Source organism: Paracoccus sp. R12_2 (assembly GCF_017744015.1).
GTDB lineage: Bacteria > Pseudomonadota > Alphaproteobacteria > Rhodobacterales > Rhodobacteraceae > Paracoccus.
The window spans coordinates 497,043-518,564 of record NZ_JAGHRA010000001.1; the positions used below are offsets into that span (position 1 = coordinate 497,043).

The 21,522-nt window shown below is 64.7% G+C and carries 18 protein-coding genes; 8 read left to right on the forward strand and 10 right to left on the reverse strand.

Translation table 11 applies throughout. The features are described 5' to 3' along the window. The gene (locus tag J7359_RS02345; protein ID WP_209054902.1) at nt 1–600 is read right to left on the reverse strand and encodes a glutathione S-transferase family protein; all 600 of its coding nucleotides are present in this window, start codon (nt 598–600) and stop codon (nt 1–3) included. Between the two features lie 64 nt (nt 601–664). On the opposite strand from J7359_RS02345, the gene J7359_RS02350 reads away from it, so the two are divergent. Genes J7359_RS02350 through pdeM form a run of 5 tightly spaced genes read left to right on the forward strand, consistent with a single transcriptional unit; the run spans nt 665 to nt 7,043 of the window. Next, complete coding sequence (locus J7359_RS02350; RefSeq protein WP_209054903.1) at nt 665–1,381, forward strand: YafY family protein; 717 nt, start codon at nt 665–667, stop codon at nt 1,379–1,381. A 55-nt stretch (nt 1,382–1,436) separates the two neighbouring features. Continuing rightward, nucleotides 1,437–2,429 (forward strand): ligase-associated DNA damage response exonuclease, encoded by a 993-nt coding sequence (locus J7359_RS02355; RefSeq protein WP_209054904.1) that lies wholly within the window; start codon nt 1,437–1,439, stop codon nt 2,427–2,429. Beyond that, a complete protein-coding gene (locus tag J7359_RS02360; RefSeq protein WP_209054905.1) occupies nt 2,426–3,976 on the forward strand; it encodes a cisplatin damage response ATP-dependent DNA ligase in 1,551 nt (516 codons plus the stop codon). Before J7359_RS02355 ends, J7359_RS02360 begins: the two co-directional genes overlap by 4 nt. Beyond that, nucleotides 3,973–6,351: a ligase-associated DNA damage response DEXH box helicase gene (locus J7359_RS02365; RefSeq protein ID WP_209054906.1), complete on the forward strand. Its 2,379-nt coding sequence runs from the start codon at nt 3,973–3,975 to the stop codon at nt 6,349–6,351. The genes J7359_RS02360 and J7359_RS02365 overlap by 4 nt, the downstream gene beginning before the upstream one ends. Next, a complete protein-coding gene (pdeM, locus tag J7359_RS02370; RefSeq protein ID WP_348524317.1) occupies nt 6,348–7,043 on the forward strand; it encodes a ligase-associated DNA damage response endonuclease PdeM in 696 nt (231 codons plus the stop codon). Before J7359_RS02365 ends, pdeM begins: the two co-directional genes overlap by 4 nt. A gap of 69 nt (nt 7,044–7,112) precedes the next feature. Here pdeM and J7359_RS02375 read toward each other — a convergent pair whose 3' ends face one another. Both J7359_RS02375 and gyrB read right to left on the reverse strand, forming a co-directional pair. Continuing rightward, nucleotides 7,113–7,850 carry an outer membrane beta-barrel protein gene (locus tag J7359_RS02375; protein ID WP_209054907.1) on the reverse strand — a complete coding sequence of 246 codons (738 nt, stop codon included), beginning with the start codon at nt 7,848–7,850 and terminating at the stop codon, nt 7,113–7,115. A gap of 172 nt (nt 7,851–8,022) precedes the next feature. Beyond that, the gene (gene gyrB, locus J7359_RS02380; RefSeq protein ID WP_209054908.1) at nt 8,023–10,458 is read right to left on the reverse strand and encodes a DNA topoisomerase (ATP-hydrolyzing) subunit B; all 2,436 of its coding nucleotides are present in this window, start codon (nt 10,456–10,458) and stop codon (nt 8,023–8,025) included. A gap of 162 nt (nt 10,459–10,620) precedes the next feature. On the opposite strand from gyrB, the gene J7359_RS02385 reads away from it, so the two are divergent. Further along, a complete protein-coding gene (locus J7359_RS02385; protein ID WP_209054909.1) occupies nt 10,621–12,147 on the forward strand; it encodes a phospholipase D family protein in 1,527 nt (508 codons plus the stop codon). On the opposite strand, the gene J7359_RS02390 is transcribed toward J7359_RS02385, so the two are convergent. From J7359_RS02390 to mutM, 7 genes are all read right to left on the reverse strand, one after another. Next, nucleotides 12,144–12,779, reverse strand: coding sequence for a LysE family translocator (locus J7359_RS02390; RefSeq protein ID WP_209054910.1), 636 nt, complete (start codon nt 12,777–12,779; stop codon nt 12,144–12,146). The genes J7359_RS02385 and J7359_RS02390 overlap by 4 nt on opposite strands. Further along, a complete protein-coding gene (recF, locus tag J7359_RS02395) occupies nt 12,776–13,858 on the reverse strand; it encodes a DNA replication/repair protein RecF (RefSeq protein ID WP_209054911.1) in 1,083 nt (360 codons plus the stop codon). The genes J7359_RS02390 and recF overlap by 4 nt, the downstream gene beginning before the upstream one ends. Further along, on the reverse strand, nt 13,855–14,973 hold the full coding sequence (gene dnaN / locus J7359_RS02400) for a DNA polymerase III subunit beta (protein ID WP_209054912.1): 1,119 nt from the start codon (nt 14,971–14,973) through the stop codon (nt 13,855–13,857). The genes recF and dnaN overlap by 4 nt, the downstream gene beginning before the upstream one ends. Nucleotides 14,974–15,076: 103 nt before the next feature. Then, complete coding sequence (gene dnaA / locus J7359_RS02405) at nt 15,077–16,468, reverse strand: chromosomal replication initiator protein DnaA (RefSeq protein WP_247740141.1); 1,392 nt, start codon at nt 16,466–16,468, stop codon at nt 15,077–15,079. Between the two features lie 547 nt (nt 16,469–17,015). After that, nucleotides 17,016–17,285 carry a 30S ribosomal protein S20 gene (gene rpsT / locus J7359_RS02410; protein ID WP_209054914.1) on the reverse strand — a complete coding sequence of 90 codons (270 nt, stop codon included), beginning with the start codon at nt 17,283–17,285 and terminating at the stop codon, nt 17,016–17,018. Nucleotides 17,286–17,441: 156 nt separating this feature from the next. Beyond that, the gene (locus J7359_RS02415) at nt 17,442–18,218 is read right to left on the reverse strand and encodes an enoyl-CoA hydratase (protein ID WP_209054915.1); all 777 of its coding nucleotides are present in this window, start codon (nt 18,216–18,218) and stop codon (nt 17,442–17,444) included. Between the two features lie 87 nt (nt 18,219–18,305). Next, nucleotides 18,306–19,151, reverse strand: coding sequence for a bifunctional DNA-formamidopyrimidine glycosylase/DNA-(apurinic or apyrimidinic site) lyase (gene mutM, locus J7359_RS02420; protein WP_209054916.1), 846 nt, complete (start codon nt 19,149–19,151; stop codon nt 18,306–18,308). Between the two features lie 76 nt (nt 19,152–19,227). On the opposite strand from mutM, the gene ubiE reads away from it, so the two are divergent. Together ubiE and ubiB are read left to right on the forward strand one after the other, a co-directional pair. Then, nucleotides 19,228–19,974 carry a bifunctional demethylmenaquinone methyltransferase/2-methoxy-6-polyprenyl-1,4-benzoquinol methylase UbiE gene (gene ubiE / locus J7359_RS02425; RefSeq protein ID WP_209054917.1) on the forward strand — a complete coding sequence of 249 codons (747 nt, stop codon included), beginning with the start codon at nt 19,228–19,230 and terminating at the stop codon, nt 19,972–19,974. Beyond that, a complete protein-coding gene (ubiB, locus tag J7359_RS02430) occupies nt 19,975–21,507 on the forward strand; it encodes a 2-polyprenylphenol 6-hydroxylase (RefSeq protein WP_209054918.1) in 1,533 nt (510 codons plus the stop codon). Nucleotides 21,508–21,522: the final 15 nt, after the last annotated feature.

Below are 21,522 nucleotides of genomic sequence, written 5' to 3' on the forward strand. Positions count from 1 at the left end.
TCAGCCAGCGATGGCGTCGTCGTGCATGCGACGCAGCGCCGGACGATCCTGACAGCGCGCCACCCAGTCGCGCAGCGCGGGTGTTATGGGCATCTGATCGCCGAACCAGGCGAACGGGCTGGCGCAAAGCAGATCCGCCGCGCTGTAGCGATCGCCCAGAAGATAGGGTTGCGCGACCAGAACTTCATCGAGGCGCTGGATCGCGGTGTCGTAGTCGCGCAGCGACGCATGGATGGCCGGATGTTCAACGCTGGCCCAACGAAGGATCGCGACCGGCTCCAGCATGCCTTGATACCAGCTCAGCCAGGACAGGTAGCGACCGCGTTGCGGATCGCCCACGGAACGGCCAAGCCCTGATTTTGGAAAGCGATCGGTCAGGTACAGGATGATGGCGCCACGTTCGCGAACGAAATCCTCGCCATCGGTCAGGTAAGGGACCTTGCCTTCGGGGTGCGGATTCCGCGGATCGTGTGCACCGGTCCCGTCCTGGCGCGGAATGGTGACCTCGATCGTTTTGATCTGGTCGGAAACGCCCAGCTCCTCGATCAATTGCGCGATGCTGGTCGAGCGGCTGTTGGACGAATGATAGAATGTCAGCATGTCTTGCCTCCTTGGCTTTGAATGACCAAGAATTATCCCGCTCCTGCTGACAGAAAGAGACAGCATGTCCCGCACCGACCGTCTGATGCGCCTGATGGATGTGTTCCGCCGCCTGCCCGCGCCGGTGACAGCCGCCCGTTTGGCAGACGAAACAGGCGTGTCGCAGCGCCAGCTGTATCGCGATATCGCCACGCTGCGCGCGGGCGGGGCGCTGATAGATGGAGAGGCAGGGTTGGGATATACCCTGACGGAAGACCCGGCGCTGCCTCCGCAAAGCTTCTCGCGGCTTGAGATCGAGGCGCTGCGGCTGGCGGTGGATGCGCTTGGACGGATCGGCGATGCGGAACTGACCGATGCGGCCCATGCCGCGCTGGCCCGGATCATCGCGACACTGCCAGAGCGCCAGTCGCGACAGGCGCTGCACGCGATCATGCGTAGCTTTGACACCGGACCTGACCGTGATCCGCCGCGCGTCGATCTTGCCGTGATCCGGGATGCCTGCTGGAACGAGGCCGCGCTGGACATCGATTATACCGACCTGAAGGATGCGCCAAGCCGCCGCGTGATCTGGCCGCTTGGCCTGTCCTATTCCCAGCACACGCTGATGTTGTTGGCCCATTGCAGGCTGCGCATGGATTTCCGGGTATTCCACGTGAATCGCATTCGCGCGCTGCGCCCGACCGGTGACAGTTTTCGTCCCCATCGTGTGTCGCTGGTCCGTGAATATGCCGCCAGGCGCGACATGCCGCCACCCACCGGACCGTGCAATCATCGCGAATGAAACCGCGGGCCATCGGCCGCGTTGATTTTCACGAAATGTTCGCCATCTTGGTTCCATGCGCGCCGACCAGATCCTGCACCCTACCGAAGCCGGCCTTTATTGTCCGCCCGGAGACTTCTTCATCGACCCCGTTCGCCCGGTTGCGCGCGCGCTGATCACGCACGGGCACGGCGATCATGCGCGTGCCGGGCATGGCGCTGTGATGGCGACACGGCAGACCCTGGACATCATGGCCATTCGCTATGGCGATGATTTCGCCGCCGAGACGCAGATTGCCGATGGCCCGGTTCGCGTCGGCGATACCACCGTCAGCTTTCATCCTGCCGGACACATCCTGGGATCGGCCCAGATCGCGGTCCAGCCGGTGAAGGGCCCCAGGATCGTCGTCTCGGGCGACTATTGCTGTCGGCCAAACCCCGTGTGCGCCCCATACGAACCTGTTCCCTGCGACATCTTCGTGACCGAGGCGACGTTTGGCCTGCCGGTCTTCAGGCATCCCGATCCGATTGCCGAGATGTCGCGCCTGATCGCCAGCATGGATGAATTTCCCGACCGTCCGCACCTGATCGGTGCCTATGCGCTGGGCAAGGCGCAGCGGCTGATCGCGCTGGCGCGGCAGGCCGGGATTGAGGGTCCCATCGCCATTCACGGCGCGTTGCAGCGGCTGTGCGATTACCATGTCGAACAGGGGATCGAACTGGGCGAACTGATCCCCGCCACCGCAGACAGCGTGCCCGCGCAGCTTGTCATCGCGCCGCCTTCGGCCTTTGCCTCGCCCTGGGTGCAGCGTTTCGCGGACCCGGTGATCGGTTTCGCATCGGGTTGGATGCAGGTTCGCGCCCGCGCGCGGCAACGAGGTGTCGAGTTGCCTTTGGTCATCAGCGACCATGTCGATTGGTCACAGGTGACGGCGGCCATAAGCCATCTTGCGCCGTCCGAGGTGTGGATCACCCACGGGGCCGAGGACGGGTTGCTGCGCTGGTGCGAACTGGAAGGCATTCCCGCCCGCCCATTGCGGCTGGTCGGCTATGAGGACGAGCCGGAATGAGGGCGTTTGCGCATCTTCTGGAACGACTGGCCTTTACCCCGGCGCGCAACGCCAAGCTGCGGCTGCTGCGGCACTATCTTGAGACGACACCCGACCCCGATCGCGGATTTGCCCTTGCCGCACTGACCGGCGATCTGAAGCTGCGGGCGGTGACGCCGGGGCTGCTGCGCGGCCTGATGGCGGATCGGGTCGATGAACAGCTGTTCGCCCTGTCCTATGATTTCGTCGGCGATCTGGCCGAGACCATCGCGTTGCTGTGGTGCGATAGCGTGGATCAGGATGTGCCGCTGCACGAGGCCGTGGACCTGCTGCAATCGACGGGCAAGGCCGGGCTTCCCGCGGCCATCGCCGCGCTGCTGGACCGGCTGGGCCCCTCTCAGCGTCTGGCATTCCTGAAACTGGCGACCGGCAATATGCGTGTCGGACTGTCGGCACGGATGGCCCGGATCGCGCTGTCCGAGATGGGCACGCCCGACGTCGCCGACATCGAGGAAATCTGGCACGGGCTGTCCCCGCCATATCAGCCCCTGTTCGACTGGATCGACGGCGGCGCGCGTCCCGAACATGCCGCGAAGGCGCCATTCCGGCCCGTCATGCTGTCCACCCCGGTCGATGCGGACCAGCTACGCGGCTTTGATCCGGGCGACTATATGGCCGAATGGAAATGGGATGGCATCCGTGTGCAGGCGATCAACAATGACGGCGTGCGGCGGCTGTATTCCCGCACCGGCGAGGATATCGGAGGCAGCTTTCCCGATGTGATCGAGGCGCTGAACTTTGACGGTGCGGCCGACGGCGAATTGCTGGTCCGCCGTGACGGTGCGGTGGCGGTGTTCGGCGATCTGCAGAAGCGGCTGAACCGCAAGACGGTCGGCAAGCCCCTGCTGGACAGCCATCCCGCCGGGTTGCGGCTGTACGACCTGATGATCTGGCAGGGTCGCGATCTGCGCGATCTGCCTTTTGCCGAACGCCGCGCGGTGCTGGACAGGGCTGATTTCGGCAGCGATCGGATCGACGTGTCGCCGCTGCTGGATTTCGCGACATGGGAAGATCTGGCCGCGTTGCGCGCAGACCCGCCCAGCCCGGTGATCGAGGGCGTGATGCTGAAGCGCCGCGACAGTGCCTATGTCGGCGGCCGTCCGCGCGGGCCGTGGTTCAAGTGGAAGCGCGATCCCAGACTGGTCGATGCAGTGCTGCTTTACGCGCAGCGCGGCCACGGGAAACGATCCGGCTTCTGCAGCGATTTCACCTTCGGCCTGTGGGACGGGCCGGAACTGGTGCCAGTCGGCAAGGCCTATTTCGGTTTCACGGACGAAGAGTTGCGCGAACTTGACCGTTTCGTGCGCAACAACACCGTCGATCGGTTCGGCCCGGTGCGCGCCGTCGCGCCGAAGCTGGTGCTGGAGGTCGCGTTCGAAGGGCTGAACGAATCCGGGCGCCACAAATCCGGCGTCGCGATGCGCTTTCCCCGGATCAGCCGTATCCGCTGGGACAAGCCGGCGGCAGAAGCCGATGTCCTTGAGACGCTGAAAGCGATGTTGCCGTGACGCTGCCGGCCTCGTTTCGGGACTGGTTCGCGCGTCAGGGCTGGCAGCCCCACCCGCATCAGGTCGATCTGCTGAACGCGCAGGGCGACAGCCTGCTGATCGCGCCGACCGGGGGCGGCAAGACGCTGGCCGGGTTCCTGCCAAGCCTTGTGGATCTGTCGCGGGGACCGCATCGGGGGATGCACAGCCTGTATGTCTCGCCCCTGAAGGCGTTGACGGCGGATATCGCGCGCAACCTGGCCCGGCCCGTGGCCGATCTGGGGCTGAACATCCGGATCGAGGATCGCACCGGCGATACCCGGCCTGCACAGCGCGCCCGTCAGCGGGTCGATCCGCCCGACATCCTGCTGACCACGCCGGAATCGCTGGCGTTGATGCTGTCCTATGAACAGGCTCCGGCGATCTTCGGCGGGCTGAAACGCGTGGTTCTGGACGAGTTGCACGCCCTGGCCGAAAGCAAGCGCGGCGATCAGCTGATGCTGGGTCTGGCGCGGTTGAGGACGCTTGCCCCAGATCTGACCGTCACCGGCCTGTCGGCCACCGTCGAGGATCCCCGGTCGCTGGCAGCCTTCATGGGCGGTGCGCGGGTGATCAATGCCGATCCCGGCCCCGATCCCGACATCGCCATGCTGCCAACCGCGCGGCCGGCGCCATGGGCAGGCGGCGGCGGGCATCATGCGATCCCCGAGGTGCTGGCGCAAATCAAGGCTGCCAACACCACGATCATCTTCATCAACACCCGCGCGCAGGCCGAGCTGTTCTTTCAGGCATTGTGGGCCGCGAATGACGAAAACCTGCCCATCGGGCTGCATCACGGCAGCCTTGCACGCGAGGCGCGCCAACGGGTCGAGGCCGCGATGGCGGCGGGTCGGTTGCGCGCCGTGGTGGCGACGGGCAGTCTTGATCTGGGGATAGACTGGGGTTCGGTCGATCTGGTGATCCAGGTCGGTGCGCCCAAGAACGTCAAGCGGCTGGTCCAGCGCATCGGCCGGGCGAACCATCGCTATAACGCGCCATCGCGCGCGCGGATCGTGCCCGCCAACCGCTTCGAGGTGATCGAATGCGTGGCTGCGCTGCAAGCCGTGGCCGAACGCGATCTGGACGGCGATCCCCGTGGCCCCGGACCGCTGGATGTGCTGTGCCAGCATATGCTGCTGACCGCCTGTGCTGGACCGTTCGACGCCGATCACCTGTTCCACGAAGTATGTGGGGCGGGACCATATCGCGGGCTGTCGCGTGCCGATTTCGACGCATGTCTGGATTTCGCCGCGACCGGCGGTTATGCGCTGCGCGCCTATGACCGCTGGCAGCGCCTGATGCAGCGCGACGTGCTGTGGCGGTTGCGGGATCCGCGTGCGGCGCGCGATCTGCGAATGAATGTCGGCACCATCGTCGAGGCCGAGATGCTGAAGGTGCGGGTGCGCGGGCGCGGTGGTGCCCCCCTGGGCGAGGTTGAAGAGGCCTTCGCGGCCAGCCTTGAACCCGGCGACAGCTTTCTGATCGGCGGCCAGACGGTGCGATACGAGGGGCTGCGCGAGATGGTGGTCGAGGTGACCAAACAGCCGACGAAACAGCCCAAGATCGCGGTCTTTTCGGGCGTCAAGATGGCCACATCCACCCAGCTTTCACATCGCGTGCAGGCGCTGATCGGCGATCCCGCCCGGCACGATGCGCTGCCCGGCCCCACCCGCGACTGGCTGGACCTGCAGGCACGGATCAGTGCGCTGCCGCGTGATGGCGTGCTGGTCAGCGAAAGCTTTCCCCATGCGGGCCGTTGGCATTTCGCGCTGTATGGCTTTGCCGGGCGGAACGCGTTGCAGACCCTTGGCCTGTTGATGACCCGGACGATGGAGGATGCGGGGCTGGGTCCGCTGGGGTTTCTGTCCACCGATTACGCACTGCTGATCTGGTCGCTGGACCCGGTCACCGATCCCGCGCCGTTGCTGGACCGCGACGCATTGCGTGATGGTCTGGGTGACTGGCTTGCCGGGAACGCGGTGATGAAGCGAAGCTTTCGCAGCGTGGCCACCATCGCCGGGCTGATCCAGCGGAACCTGCCGGGCCAGCGAAAATCCGGCAGGCAGGCGACGTTTTCCAGCGACATCCTGTATGACACGCTGCGCAGATACGATCCCGACCATTTGCTGTTGCGGATTACCGCGGATGAGGCGCGGCGGGGCCTTGTGGATTTCGACCGGATCGAGGACATGCTGAACCATTCGCCGCAGCACGATCACCGGATGCTGGACCGGGTGACCCCCTTGGCCGCGCCGCTGCTACTGGAGGTCGGCCGGGTGCCGATCGCGGGGCAGGGACGCGAGCGTCTGGCCGAGGAGGAAGCGGCGGCCTTGATGACGGAGGCGGGGTTGGCGTGACGTCCTACATGTTCGACTTTGACGGGCAATCGCTGCAGGCGCGGCCATCGGGCGCGCTGTTCTGGCCCGCGCGGCGCTGGCTGATCGTCGCCGACCTGCATCTGGGGAAATCCGAACGCATCGCCCGTCGCGGCGGCGCGCTGCTGCCGCCCTACGAGGTGCAGGCAACGCTGGACCGTCTGCAGGCAGAGATCGCGGCAACCGACCCGGCCTGCGTGGTCAGCCTGGGCGACGGGTTCGACGACGACGACGCCCGCGCGGCGCTGACCGATCCGGTGCGCGAACGCATCAGGGCAATGGCGCAAGGGCGCGAATGGCTTTGGATCAGCGGCAATCACGACCCCGCGCCGGTCGGTGCAGGGCTGCCGGGCGAGACACATCCCGAATGGCGCGACCTTCTGACCCTGCGCCACGAGGCGGGCACCGGACCCGATGTGTCGGGGCATTATCATCCGTGCATTCGCCTGGCAGGTGAACGGCGTCGCTGTTTCCTGATCGGATCGGATCACCTGATCCTGCCCGCCTTCGGGGCCTATACGGGCGGGCTGATCGCGCAAGATCCGGCGTTGACCCGTCTGGTGCCGGACGGGCTTGCGGTTGCCTGCGCGAGCCGGGCGATGGCAGTGCCGCTGCAACGGTCTGACGCGCAACCCTTTGGAAGGCGCCGCAATCCTGCAGGTCGCCGGTTCTGACTGGGCGGAAATAGAAAAGGGCCGACGCTTGAAAGCGCCGACCCAGGTTACTTCCGCTTCCCTGAGCGATCAGAAGCTGAAATTCACGCCAAGCTTCAGCGAATGATGTTCGGGCGTGGCTTCTGTGTGATATCCAGCGGCGTCGGTCAGCGTGGTCTTGCCGAAGTCGCGATACTCCCATTCACCGAATACCGACATGCGCTCGGTGACTTTACGTTCTACGCCAAGACCGACCGACCATGCATTGGTGCGGAACGTGTCCGAATAATCCATCGGAGCGAAGGGCGCGCCATCTACCTGATAGTCAAACTCCCCGCGCGAAATGCCGACGCTGCCATAGAAAAGGGTGTTCTGAGCAGCATTGAGAACGCCGGTCTTGAAGCGCAGCGACAGCAACTTCTTCATCTCGTTCGATGCTTCGGTGCCGTTTGTCGTGAAGCTGTCGTCTGCGCTGCTGCCTTCGAAAGCCAGTTCGGGACCGAATACAACTTGGCGGCCACTAACCTCGCGCTGCCAGCGATATCCGGCGTGCAGACCATAGGTCGCGCCGGAAATGTCAACCGAATCGGGCGACGTCAAAAGCGTGTCGGTGGAATCGCTGATCCCCACGCGGTCATCGCTACCAAACACATAGCCCGCGCTGAGACCCGCATAGGCCCCCGACCAATCACTGACAGGCGCGGGTGCGGCAACCGGCGGAACCACGGGCGTTTCCGTCACAGGGGCAATAAAGCCGCCCGAGAACGCGGGCGATGCCAAGGCGGCGACCGAAGCTGCTATGATGGCGGGGGTGAATTTCTTGAACATCTAATCGGTCCTTGGATCTGCAATGTGACGCGACCGGCGGACCGGCACGCCTTTAGGGGCAATCATACAATGTGACCGCCATCCGATTGAAGCCAAAACCTTTCGGATGCCCGCGTTAACCAAGGAAATATTGGCGTGCGCGGCACATCTACAACAGTCCGGCGATCAGTTCTCAGGTGTCCAGGTTCGCCACACTCAACGCGTTTTGCTGGATGAATTCGCGGCGCGGTTCGACCACGTCGCCCATCAGCTTCGTGAACAGGTCTTCGGCTTCCGCCACGTCCTCGATTCGAACCTGCAGCATCGTGCGTGCGCCGGGGTCCAGGGTCGTTTCCCACAGCTGATCCGGGTTCATCTCGCCCAGACCCTTGTAGCGCTGCAGCGACAGGCCCTTTTCACCCTCCATGAAGATCGCCGCCAGCAGCCCCAGCGGACCGTGGATGGGCTGGTCACGGTCCTTGCGGATCAACTGAGCGGGCTGGGAATAGATATCCTGTAGCGTGCCGGTCATCTCGCCCAGGCGACGGCTTTCCGCGCTGCGCAGCATCTGCCCGTCCAGCGTGCGGATTTCCTCGACCCCGCGCAGGGTGCGCGTCAGCCGGATACCGGCATCCTGCGTCGGCCGCCCCTGCCAGCCGCGTTCATATTCTTCGGCGATCATGTCAAGGCGCGCGGCGACGCCCGAGGCGACGGCTTGCGCATCCGCGTCGATCCGGCCCGGCAGCAGCGCGCCGGCGATGGCCGCCTGTTCGGTGATGTGGGGTGGGTAATGGGTCGGATAGGTGCGCAGGATGCGCCGGACCGTCCGGGCCTCTTCGACGACCCGCGCCAGGTCGTTGCCGGTGATGTCCTCGCCCGATCCCAGACGCAGGGCCGCGCCCTCGATTCCTTGCTGGATCAGATAATCCTCCAGCGCGGCTTCGTTCTTCAGATACACCTCGGATCGTCCGCGCCCGACCTTGTACAGCGGCGGCTGCGCGATATAGAGATGCCCGGCCTCGATCAGTTCAGGCATCTGCCGGAAGAAGAAAGTCAGCAGCAGCGTGCGGATATGGGCGCCGTCCACATCTGCGTCGGTCATGATGACGATCTTGTGATAGCGCAGCTTGGCAAGGCTGAATTCGTCCCGACCGATCCCGGTTCCCAGCGCGGTGATCAGCGTGCCGATCTGGTCGCTGCCTAGCATCCTGTCGAAACGGGCGCGTTCGACGTTCAGGATCTTGCCGCGCAACGGCAACACCGCCTGGTTCTGACGCGACCGGCCCTGCTTGGCTGATCCGCCGGCCGAGTCCCCCTCGACGATGAACAATTCGGAACGCGACGGATCCTTTTCCTGGCAATCGGCCAGTTTGCCCGGCAGCGACGCCACGTCCATCGCGGTCTTGCGTCGGGTCAGTTCCCGGGCCTTGCGCGCCGCTTCGCGCGCCAGCGCGGCCTCGATGATCTTGCCGACGATCTGCTTGGCTTCGGTCGGATTTTCCTCGAACCATTCAGCCAGCTTTTCGCCCACAAGGCTTTCGACCGCCGGACGCACCTCGGACGAGACCAGCTTGTCCTTGGTCTGGCTGGAGAATTTGGGGTCGGGCACCTTGACCGACAACACGCAGGTCAGCCCTTCGCGCGCATCGTCGCCGGTGAAATCCACTTTCTCGCGCTTGGCGATGCCCGAAGACTGGGCATAGCCGTTGATCACCCGCGTCAGCGCGCCGCGGAACCCCGCCATGTGGGTGCCGCCGTCACGTTGCGGGATGTTGTTGGTAAAGGGCAGCACGGTCTCGTGGTAGCTGTCGTTCCACCACATCGCGACCTCGACCCCGATCCCGTTCTTCTCGCCGGTCATGAAGATCGGCTCGGGCATGACCGGGGTCTTTGAGCGGTCGAGGAACTTCACGAATTCCCGCACGCCGCCTTCGTAGAACAGTTCGGTCTTCTGGACCTCGGCGTGGCGTTCGTCCTCAAGGATGATCCGCACGCCGCTGTTCAGGAAGGCCAGTTCGCGCAGGCGGTTTTCCAGCGTCTTGAACACATAGTCCAGATTGCTGAACGTGCCGTCCGGGTGGTTCGTCTTGGCCGCGGCCATGAACCGCACCTCGGTTCCCGTCTGGCCGGGGGCATCGCCGACCACGCGCAGATGTTCGACCGTGTCGCCATGTTCGAAGCGGACGTAATGTTCCTGCCCGTTCCGCCAGATGCGCAGTTCCAGCCAGTCCGACAGCGCATTCACGACGGACACGCCCACGCCGTGCAAGCCGCCCGACACCTTGTAGCTGTTCTGGTCGAATTTCCCGCCCGCGTGCAGCTGGGTCATGATGACCTCGGCCGCGCTGACGCCTTCGGATTTGTGCATCTCGACGGGGATGCCGCGGCCATTGTCGCGCACCGAAACGCTGTTGTCGGCGTGGATCTTGACCTTCACATAGTCGGCATGCCCGGCCAGCGCCTCGTCGATACCGTTATCGACGACCTCATAGACCATGTGGTGCAGGCCGCTGCCGTCGTCGGTATCCCCGATATACATGCCGGGCCGTTTGCGCACCGCCTCCAGTCCCTTGAGAACCTTGATGGAATCGGCGCCGTATTCGGCGGGCTGCGAGGCTGCTTCGGTCATGTGAGATTGTTCCTGTCGTTCTTGTGACGATATATGCCGTCGCAGCGGTAAAGTCACGGCAATCGCATGATTTTTCCGGCCAAATCATGCCAATTGCCGTTTTTCTTGCGCATCGTCACGCAGCCGTGGATGATCGGCGCTGCATGGCATCGGAGGCACGGGATGGTGTGGCTGAAATGGCTGGCGGCCGGTCTTGTGCTGCTGCTGCTGACATGGCTGGCTGCACGGGCCGTGTTCGCGGTCCCGGACGCCACGGATCGGCCGCGCGAGACCGCCCTTGCCTTCGATCCGACCACCACCTTGGCACCGCGCGCGCAAGAGGCGCTGGACGGGCATCCTGGACAAAGCGGCGTCCTGCCGTTGGCCGACGGGCAGGGCGCGCTGCGCAGCAGGCTGAAGCTGGCGGATGCGGCCGAACGCTCGATCGACGCCATGTATTACATCTGGCACGACGATGCGTCGGGGATGCTTCTTCTGGATGCGCTGCGGCGTGCGGCGCAACGTGGCGTCCGCGTCCGCCTGCTTCTGGACGACAATGGCATTGCCGGGATGGATCCGGTTCTGGCGGCGCTGAACGCGATGCCAAATTTCAGCGTGCGGCTGTTCAACCCGTCCACTTTGCGACGGCCGAAGATGCTGGGATATGTCCTGTATCCGCTGCGGATGAACCGGCGCATGCACAACAAGGCCTTCATCGTCGATGGCGCGGCGGCGATCGTCGGCGGGCGCAATATCGGCGACGAATATTTCGCGGTCGGCGATGCTCCGGCCTATCTGGATCTGGATGTGCTGGGTGTCGGGACGGTGGTCGGCGATACCACGGCGATCTTTGACGACTATTGGAACAGCCAGCCGGTGCTGGCGCTGGAACAGGTCATCGACGGGCCGGGCGACATCGGTGCGCTGGACCGGGCGATGACGGACATGTCGCCCGCCCCGGAACAGGACATCACCGCCGCCGAACGGCTGAGCCGGGGCAGCGCGGATCTGGAATGGACCGCCGTGCGGGTGGTGGCCGATGATCCGGCCAAGGGGATGGGACGGGTCGATCGCGATCAGTTGATGATCACGCGGTTGGCCCGGATCATCCGGCAGGTGGACAGCAATCTTGACCTCATCTCGGCCTATTTCGTTCCGGGCAAGGCGGGGACAGCATTCTTTTCGGGATTGGCGCAAGACGGGCGCAGAGTCCGGATCCTGACGAATTCATGGCAGGCAACCGACGTGCCGATGGTTCATGCGGGCTATGTCAAATATCGCCGCGAACTGCTTGAGGCAGGCGTATCACTGTATGAACTGAAACCGCTGGAAGATCAGCCCCAAGGTCGCGCCGAGCTGGGATCCTCGGGGCTTTCGGGTGGATCGCTGCATGCCAAGACCTTCTCGGTCGATGATGCGCGGGTGTTCATCGGGTCGTTCAACTTCGACCCGCGATCGGCCCTGCTGAACTGCGAGATGGGTTTCCTGATCGAAAGCCCCGCGATCGCGGCCTCGGGGACCAAGGCGATGACCGACCGGCTGATCCCGCGCAGCTTCCAGCCGGTGCTGACGCAGGACGGCGCGATGGTCTGGCGGTCGCCGGACGGTCAGGGCCGAGAACAGCTGCACGAGCATGAGCCCGGATTGGGTTTCGGAAACCGCATCCTGGTCTATGTTCTGAACCTGCTGCCGATCGAGTGGCTGCTTTAGCCGGCCATCAGCTGGCCTGCCGCGATCACGCATCCGACGACGATCAGCAACGCGCCCGAGACCAGGTTCATCCGGCGCAGTCCTGATGGGGTGGCAAGCCGGGCGCGCGCCGCGCTGACCGCCGCGCCCATCGCCAGATTCAGCACGAAGGGGATCGTGGTGGACATCGCCACGATTACAACCACATCCGCGGCAGAGATACGGGCGACGTCGAAGAACCCCGGCAAGACGCCCACATAGAACAGCGCGGCCTTGGGATTGCCGGCGATCGCCAGCAGGCCGGCAGAAAAACCCGCCCATCTGCCGCGCCGTGTCAGGCGTTGATCACGTTCGACCGGCTGGTTGGCGTGGCGCAGCAGCACGATTCCCATGCCGACGAAGACAAGCGCCGCGACCCAGCGCAGTCCGATCATCAATGCGGCGTGCTGCCCCACGACGACCGCCAGACCGAAGATCGCGATCAGCGGCCACATCATGTCGCCGATCGCGACGCCGAGTCCCAGCGGCCAGACGCCCCGAAACCCCGATGCCAGCGCGCGCGCCATGATCGCGACCCAGACAGGACCCGGAGTCAGCCAGATCGCGACCATCGCACCTGCATAAAGCCAGATCGATTCGGCGGTCAGTGTCATTCGATTCCCTCTGTGGCGCGCGAAGCACCGTCATCCTTGTGAATCGACAGCCGCCGGGCGCGGGCGCCGAAAGCGTCGAAAAGTTCCGGGCCGGTTCCCGTCAGCATGGTCTGCGCGGGCAGGTGGCAGATCTGGTCATACAGCATGGCGCGCCGGTCGGCGTCCAGATGGGCCGCAACCTCGTCCAGCAACAGCACCACGGGCTGCCCTGACAGCGCGCGCGCATTGGCCAGGATCAGCGATAACAAAAGCGCCTTCTGCTCGCCCGTCGAGGACAAGGCCGCCGGCATCTGCTGCGGACCCCAGCTTGCACCCAGATCGGCGCGATGCGGACCGCTGAGACTGCGGCCGGCGGCCAGATCGCGCGGCCGCATCGACGACAGCCGGTCGGCGATGCTGTCCGGGTCGGCGTCGTCGGCCTGCCCTTCGCCGGGCATCAGCGTCAGTTGCGCGGCCGGGAACCCGGTTGCCGATTCGTCCTGCGCGGCCATGATCGCGCCCAAGGCAGCCTGCCGGTTGCGGGTCAGACCCGCGCCGGATGCGGCCATCTGCGATTCCAGCGCCCGATACCAGCCGGGATCGCCGATCTGATCCTTCAGCAGCCGGTTCCGTTCGCGCATTGCCTTGTCATAGGTCAGCGCAAGTTCCGCATGATCGGGCGACAGGCTCAGCGTCACGCGATCCAGAAACCGGCGCCGTGTTTCCGGCGGATCGGTCCATAACCGGTCCATCGCGGGCACCAGCCAGATGATGCGGACCAGACTTGCAAGGGCGGTCTGGGCGGTGGGCTTTTCGTCGATGCTGACAACGCGTCGGGCGCCCGGCTCGGCGGTGGTCTCGACCTGGCGGTCGCCGATCTGCGCCCGGATCCGCCACCCGGCGTTCTTGCCCTGTCGCGCCTGATCGGGTGCGGCGGCGGCGCGCAATCCGCGGCCTGGCGCCAGCATCGACACGGCTTCAAGAATATTGGTCTTGCCCGAACCGTTCGGGCCGAGGATCGCAAGGGGATGCCGGTCCAGATCCAGTTCCAGCCGTGGCCAGGATCGGAACTGCGCCAGCGACAGCCGGCCTAGCGTCACACGCGCATCGGCATGACGACATAGACCGCGCTTTGATCGCTGCCCTCGCGGATCAGCGCGGCATCGCCCGAGCCGTTGAACAGAAACACCGCGTTGTCGCGATCGACCTGGCTGGCGATCTCTTGCAGGTATTTCGCGTTGAAGCCGATTTCCAGCGGATCATCGGCATAGGCCACGATCAGCTCTTCCTCGGCGGCACCCGCGTCGGGGGCGTTCACCGACAGGATCAGCCTGTCGGCATCCAGCGCCAGCTTGACCGCGCGCGAACGTTCGCTGCTGACGGTCGCCACGCGGTCCACGGCGCGGGCGAAATCGCTGGCATCGACCTCCAGTTTGCGGGTGTTCCCCGAGGGAATCACCCGGCTGTAGTCGGGGAAGGTGCCGTCGATCACCTTCGATGTCAGGGTGATCGTCGGCGTTGCGAAGCGCACCTTGGTTTCGCTGACCGATACGGCAATGTCGGCATCATCGTCGTCCAGAAGCTTGCGCAGCTCGGCGACGGTCTTGCGGGGCACGATGACGCCCGGCATGTCTTCGGCGCCCGCGGGCAGAGCCGCGTCGATGCGCGCCAGACGATGGCCGTCGGTCGCCACGCAGCGCAGGCCGGGACCGTCCTCGGTCTGCGCAACATGCATGTAGACGCCGTTCAGGTAATACCGCGTCTCTTCGGTCGAGATCGCGAATTTCGACTTGTCGAACAGCCGCCTCAGAACCTTCGCCGGAGCACTGAAATTGGCGCTGTATTCGGTCGAGGCCATGACCGGGAAATCCTCGCGCGGCAACGTGGCAAGGCTGAAATTCGACCGCCCCGCCTGCACGTTCAGCCGTCCTGCCGCATCGTCCGAGGTGATCGCGACCAACGCCCCGTCGGGCAGCTTGCGGGCGATCTCGTTCAGCATCACGGCGCTGACGGTCGTCGCGCCGGGACGTTCGACCTGGGCCGCGGCGCGGTCCACCACCTCGGTGTCCAGATCGGTGGCGCGGAAGCTGACGCCGTTCTCGCCGGCTTCGATCAGCACATTCGCAAGGATCGGAATGGTGTTGCGGCGTTCGACCACCGATTGGGCCTGCGAGACGGCTTTGACCAGAACGGCGCGCTCGATCGAGAATTTCATCGCTTTTCCCTGTCCCTGTCGGCCCTTCAGGCCCCTGCATCGGACCTGTTTTGTAACCGCCCGGCAAGGCGGTCACAAGGATTTCATTCGGGGTGCACGGGACTTATGCCTGCAGAAGCCGCTTCAGCATCGCGATGTCTTCGGCCAAGCCGTGATCCTCGACCGAAAGCTCCTCGATCTTGCGGACGCCGTGCATGATCGTGGTGTGGTCCCGTCCGCCGAAGCGGCGGCCGATATCGGGCAGGCTGCGGCTGGTCAGCTGTTTGGACAGATACATCGCGATCTGGCGCGGACGCGCAACATTGCGGGACCGCTTTGGGCCGATCATGTCGGCCAGCCGGATGTTGTAATGCTCGGCCACCTTGCGCTGGATGTCGTCGATGCTGACCTTGCGATCGTTGGTGCGCAGGATGTCGGCCAGGCATTCCTGCGCCACTTCCAGGGTGATCTCGCGGCGCAGCAGGCTGGCATGGGCAAACAGGCGTTGCAGCGCGCCTTCCAGAACCCGGACGTTGGTGCTGATCCGGTGGGCCAGGAATTCCAGCACGCCGTCACCGATTCGAACCTCTGGGTCTTTCCGGCGGAAGGCCTCGGTCTTGGATTGCAGGATGCCCAGGCGCAGTTCGTAGGTGGTCGGGTGCAGATCGACGATCAAGCCGCAGGACAGGCGCGACTTGATGCGCTCTTCAAGGCCCTTGATCTCGGCGGGGGCGCGGTCGGCGGAAATGACGATCTGCTTGCCCTGATCGACCAGCGCATTGAATGTGTGGAAGAATTCTTCCTGCGTGCTGTCCTTGCCGGCGATGAACTGCACGTCATCGACCATCAGCATGTTCACATTGCGGAACATGCTCTTGAAATCCATGATCGAGCTTTCGCGCAGCGCCTGGACGAAACGATACATGAACTGTTCGGCGGACAGATACAGCACCTGCGCCGACGGGTGGCGGCTTTGATAGTCGTGGGCGATTGCGTGCATCAGGTGGGTCTTGCCCAGGCCGACGCCGCCATACAGAAACAGCGGGTTGAACCCGACAGGACCGCCCTCGGCCACACGGCGCGCGGCGGCGTGGGCGAGCTCGTTGGGCTTGCCGACAACGAAATTTCCAAAGGTATAGCGCGGGTCCAGCGGTGCGCACAGATCAGGGCGAACCTTCGGGCGAGCCGTGGCGGCAGAGGGTGTCGCGTGGGCCGCATCGACGCGCTCGGGGCGGGCAGCGCCCGGACGAGCCCGGCCATTCGCCGGGGCCGAGGGGACGACCTCGAAGCGCAGACGCTCGATCGAGGACGGGCCGACGCGGTTCAGTTGGCCCATGATGTCGTCGGCGAAATGCCGGTTCACCCAGTCGGACACAAAGCGCGTGGGGCTGGCGAAGCGTGCCACCCCGTCTTCCAGCGCGGTCAGACGCAGGGGCTTGATCCAATGGTTGAAGTTATTCGGCCCGACACTCTTTTCCAGTTCCACGCATGCCTGCCCCCAGATTTCTTCCATCATCATTGCCCTACTTGTCCTGTCCCCAGCCCCCGCCGTGTTTCGACGGGACAGCGTTCGCGCGCGGCGGGGGACAAACGGCAACAGAACACCCGTGCGACCGAAGATGGTCACATGCGTGGGCGTCAGCCCGTTCAGAACACTAGACACGGAGCCTGCAAAAACCGGTGGCAGCCGGTCTTCGCAGAACCCGAGGGCAGAAGAGAGTTGTCTCTGCTTCGTCGCCCGGCCTGGCTTGCGGTGATCCAAGGATCCTGCAGGCTGTGGCCTGTCCCCCAAAGCGACGTGAATCGCAGGCTGAAACTAGCAACAGCCACAGCGAAGCTGCAACCGAACTATGCGCTTGACACAATCTTTGTCTGATCGAATCTCTGATGTCCTTGACTCCTCAGACAAAAATCATGAGGGCATTGAAAATTAACGATTTATTAACGGATCTCGCGGTCGCAGAAATGCAAACGGGCGCGCGCCAGCAGCGCACGCCCGGTATGAGATTCGGGGCCTTTAAGGGCCAATTCGCGGCGTTTTTCGGCGCCGCGAGCGGTGATGTTCAGGCCGCCGAAATCGCCTTCACGCGCGACGACAGACGCGAGATTTTCCGCGCTGCAGTATTCTTGTGAATCACACCTTTGGTGACGCCACGCATCAGTTCGGGCTGCGCGCTTTTCAGGGCTTCCTGAGCGGCGTCTGCATTGCCCGAGGCGATGGCCTCTTCGACCTTGCGCAGGAAGGTGCGGATGCGCGAGCGGCGGGCTTTGTTGACGTCGGTGCGGCGCTCGATCTGGCGGGCGCGCTTCTTGGACTGGGGCGTGTTGGCCATGTCTGGGCTCCTGTTCGGGTCTTTGTCGTTTCGATCGCGCAAAAGACCCAAGCACCAGCCCCGATCCGGGCTGGACATGATTCTTGCCTAAGCGGGCCCACGCGCATGTAAGCGTGGGCGTATAGATCAGCCGGATCGAAAAGAAAAGCCGGAAAATCAGCGGTCGCGGAACTGCGCCTCGCGTTTTTCAAGGAACGCGGCCATGCCTTCCTTCTGGTCCTCGGTCGCGAACATCGACTGGAACGCGCGACGTTCGAACAGCAGACCCTCGCGCAGGGTCGTCTCGTAGGACCGGTTGACCGATTCCTTGGCTGCCATGACCGAGATCTGCGATTTCTCGGCGATCTTGCGCGCCGCCGACAATGCCTCGGAGACCAGCTTGGGCGTCGGGACGACGCGGCTGACAAGGCCCGATCTTTCGGCTTCTGCGGCATCCATGAAGCGGCCCGTCAGGTTCATGTCCATGGCCTTGGACTTGCCGACGAATCGGGTCAGGCGCTGGGTGCCGCCGATGCCGGCGATCACGCCCAGATTGATCTCTGGCTGACCGAACTTGGCATTCTCGGCGGCGATGATGAAATCGCAAGCCATCGCAAGCTCGCATCCGCCGCCCAGGGCATAGCCGCTGACGGCGGCGATGATCGGCTTGCGGATGCGGCTGATCGTGTCGATCTGTGGTCCGAACAGGTCGCCGCCATAGGCATCGACAAAGCTTTTCTGCGCCATTTCCTTGATGTCGGCGCCCGCGGCGAAGGCCTTTTCGCTGCCGGTCAGCACGATGCAGCGGACCTTGTCGTTCCGGTCGGCTTCGGTCAGCGCGGTGGAAAGCTCGTCCAGAAGCGTGGCGTTCAGCGCGTTCAGCGCCTCGGGACGGTTCAGCCGGATCAGGGCGACCTCGTCCTCGATTTCCACGATGATGGTTTCAAAAGCCATAGGGCCGGACCTCGTTGCAAAGAAGCGTTGCAGCGACTCCTAGCAGCAGCGGGGCGCGAAAGCCAAGCCTTGGCCATACCAGGGCGTTCAGCGCTGGCAGCGCGGACAGAAGAAGCTGGACCTACCGGACTGCACGATCCGGCGGATCTGGCCCGGACAGCCGGGACGCGGGCAGGGCGCGTCCGCGCGATCATAGACCCGGAAGCTGTGCTGGAAATAGCCCAGCTCGCCACTGGCCTGACGATGATCGCGCAAGGACGACCCGCCCGCCGCGATGGCGTCGCTCAGCACGTCGCGTATATGGCCGACCAGTGCCGCGATCCGCACCGCACCGATCCGTCCGGCCGCGCGGCGCGGGTCTATGCCGGCACGCCACAGCGATTCGCTGACATAGATGTTGCCCAGCCCGGCCACGATGCGCTGGTCCAGAAGGGCCTGTTTCACCGGCACCCGCCGTCCCGAAAGGGCGGCCGCAAGATAGGCGGGGCTGAAGGCCGCGTCGAACGGTTCGGGGCCAAGATGGTCCAGCAGCGGATGTGATTCCCCTTCGCGGATCAGATCGACCATGCCGAATCGGCGCGCATCATTGAAGGTGATGGTGGTCCCGGCTTGGGTCAACAACACCACATGGTCATGGCGCGGCAGGATCGACGGATCGCGGTGAAACCCGGCCAGCCCCGCGCCTTCTACCAGCATCCGCCCGGACATGCCCAGATGCATCAGCAATGTGCCGCCCCGGTCCAGATCGGCCAGCAGGTATTTCGACCGCCGCCGCAGGGCGATCACCCGCGCCCCGGTCAGTACCTGCACCAGATCGGGCGGCAGCGGCCAGCGCAGGTCCGGACGCCGTGCCTCGGCCCGCGCGATGCGCTGACCCTCCAGATGCGGCTGAAGGCCGCGCCTGACGGTTTCGACCTCGGGCAGTTCTGGCAATCCGCTTCCTTTCCCTGCATTGTGCGCGCGATGCGCCGGACCTATCTGGCGATGAGGCAGGCAAACGGCAAGCGGCATGAGCGATAACAGACAGACCCATTTCGGTTTCCGGACCGTGGACGAGGATGCCAAGGCCGGTATGGTCCACGGCGTCTTTTCCAGCGTCGCATCGCGCTATGACCTGATGAACGACCTGATGAGCGCGGGCATCCACCGGGTCTGGAAAACCGCGATGATGGACTGGCTTGTTCCGCGCGATGGTCAGCATCTTCTGGACGTGGCCGGGGGCACCGGCGATATCGCCTTCCGCTTTCTGGATCGCGCGCCGGGCGGGCGCGTGACCGTCTGCGACATGACCGAATCGATGCTGGTCGAGGGGCGCAAGCGCGCCGAGGCCACGGAAAAGGCCGACCGGCTTGCCTGGGTCACCGGCGACGCGATGAAGCTGCCTTTCGGCGACAACAGCTTTGACCGCTATACGATCAGCTTCGGCATCCGCAACGTCACCCGTATCGCCGACGCGCTGGCCGAGGCGTTTCGAGTGCTGCGCCCCGGCGGACGACTGATGGTGCTGGAGTTCAGCCAGATCCCGGTGCCGGCGATGCAATGGGCCTATGACCGCTACAGCTTCAACGTGATCCCGGCGATGGGGCGCGCGGTGACCGGGGATCGCGACAGCTATCAGTATCTGGTCGAATCGATCCGCCAGTTTCCCGATCAGGAAGCCTTTGCCGCGATGATCCGCGAGGCGGGCTTTGACCGTGTGCAGTATCGAAACCTGTCCATGGGCATCGCCGCGCTGCATTCGGGTTGGAAGCTGTAGATGCGGGGACCGCACAATATCCTGCGCCTGATCCGGACAGGCGCCACCTTCGAACGCACGGGCGCCATGGGCGCTGTGCTGGACGCGATGGAAGCACCGCCCCGGCTGCGATTGGCCGCGCGCGTGCTGGGCTGGCCGTTCCGCTGGCTGGGCTATGCGGGCGATCCCGATCTGCCGCCGATCACGCGCGCCATCACCGCGTTGGGCCCGGCCTATATCAAGTTTGGCCAGATCCTTTCGACCCGCGCCGATGTCGTGGGCGCCGAACTGGCCGACCAGCTGCGGATGTTGCAGGACAGGTTGCCGCCGTTTCCGACCCCGATCGCCAAGGAGATCGTCGAGGCCGAGCTGCGCCAGCCCGTAAATGCCCTGTTTTCCGAGTTTTCCGAGCCCGTGGCCGCCGCGTCGATCGCGCAGGTGCATCGCGCCCGGATCCGCGAAACCGGGCAAGAGGTCGCGGTCAAGGTTCTGCGTCCGGGAATCGGTGCCGCGTTCCGCCGAGATATCGACGCCTTTCACTTCGCCGCCTCGATCATCGAGGCGTTGTCGCCCGGCAGTCGGCGCCTGCGCCCGCGCGACGTGGTCAGCCATTTCGAAAGCGTCGTGACCGGCGAACAGGACATGCGGCTTGAGGCAGCGGCGGCATCCGAATTTGCCGAGAACACCCGCGAGGACGCGAATTTCCAGATCCCGGCCCCGCATTGGCATCTGTCGGGACGGCGCGTTCTGACCGCGGACTGGGCCGAGGGGTTGCCGATGGGCGACCCGCAGGCGTTGATCGCCGCCGGCCATGACGTGACTCATATCGCGACGCGCGTGATTCAGCTGTTCCTGCAGCACGCGCTGCGGGACGGGTTCTTTCACGGGGACATGCATCACGGCAATCTGAAGGTGGCGCGCAATGGCGACGTGATCGCCTATGATTTCGGGATCATGGGCGAGATCGACGAATATACCCGCCGCGTCTATGCCGAGATCCTGATGGGCTTCATCCAGCGCGACTATCGGCGCGTCGCAAGGGTGCATTTCGAGGCCGGCTATGTTCCGCGCGACCGCGACGAAGCGCAGTTCGCCCGCGCCCTGCGTGCCGTGGGCGAGCCGATCTTCGGGGCCGACGCATCGCGGATCTCGATGGCCAATCTGCTGGCCTATCTGTTCGAGGTGACCGAACGTTTCGGGATGCGGACCCAGACCCAGCTTATCCTGCTGCAGCGCACCATGGTCGTGGTCGAGGGTGTCGCCCGCTCGGTCGATCCGCAACTGAACATCTGGGAAGCGGCGCGCCCGGTCGTGTCGGACTATATCAAGTCAAATCTCGGTCCGCGCGCACTTGCCGGTGACATGGCGAAGGTCGCGCAGACGGTCGGCCGCTTTGGTCCGCTGCTGCCGCGGATCGTGGAGCAGGCCCTGTGGGAACGCGCACACCCCGAGGAACGCAATCCGCAACCCCAGACGAGGCCCGATATTCCCGCCTGGCTGGTCGCAGGCCTGTCGCTGGCCGCTGGCGCGGCGATCGGGCTGGTGCTTGGCTGATCACCGCGGCCCGTG

Coding starts and splice junctions, on each gene's coding strand:
- J7359_RS02345 (WP_209054902.1), bottom strand. CDS start 600: ATGCTGACATTCTATCATTCGTCCAACAGCCGCTCGACCAGCATCGCG.
- J7359_RS02350 (WP_209054903.1), top strand. CDS start 665: ATGTCCCGCACCGACCGTCTGATGCGCCTGATGGATGTGTTCCGCCGC.
- J7359_RS02355 (WP_209054904.1), top strand. CDS start 1,437: ATGCGCGCCGACCAGATCCTGCACCCTACCGAAGCCGGCCTTTATTGT.
- J7359_RS02360 (WP_209054905.1), top strand. CDS start 2,426: ATGAGGGCGTTTGCGCATCTTCTGGAACGACTGGCCTTTACCCCGGCG.
- J7359_RS02375 (WP_209054907.1), bottom strand. CDS start 7,850: ATGTTCAAGAAATTCACCCCCGCCATCATAGCAGCTTCGGTCGCCGCC.
- gyrB (WP_209054908.1), bottom strand. CDS start 10,458: ATGACCGAAGCAGCCTCGCAGCCCGCCGAATACGGCGCCGATTCCATC.
- J7359_RS02385 (WP_209054909.1), top strand. CDS start 10,621: ATGGTGTGGCTGAAATGGCTGGCGGCCGGTCTTGTGCTGCTGCTGCTG.
- J7359_RS02390 (WP_209054910.1), bottom strand. CDS start 12,779: ATGACACTGACCGCCGAATCGATCTGGCTTTATGCAGGTGCGATGGTC.
- dnaN (WP_209054912.1), bottom strand. CDS start 14,973: ATGAAATTCTCGATCGAGCGCGCCGTTCTGGTCAAAGCCGTCTCGCAG.
- dnaA (WP_247740141.1), bottom strand. CDS start 16,468: ATGATGGAAGAAATCTGGGGGCAGGCATGCGTGGAACTGGAAAAGAGT.
- rpsT (WP_209054914.1), bottom strand. CDS start 17,285: ATGGCCAACACGCCCCAGTCCAAGAAGCGCGCCCGCCAGATCGAGCGC.
- J7359_RS02415 (WP_209054915.1), bottom strand. CDS start 18,218: ATGGCTTTTGAAACCATCATCGTGGAAATCGAGGACGAGGTCGCCCTG.
- ubiE (WP_209054917.1), top strand. CDS start 19,228: ATGAGCGATAACAGACAGACCCATTTCGGTTTCCGGACCGTGGACGAG.
- ubiB (WP_209054918.1), top strand. CDS start 19,975: ATGCGGGGACCGCACAATATCCTGCGCCTGATCCGGACAGGCGCCACC.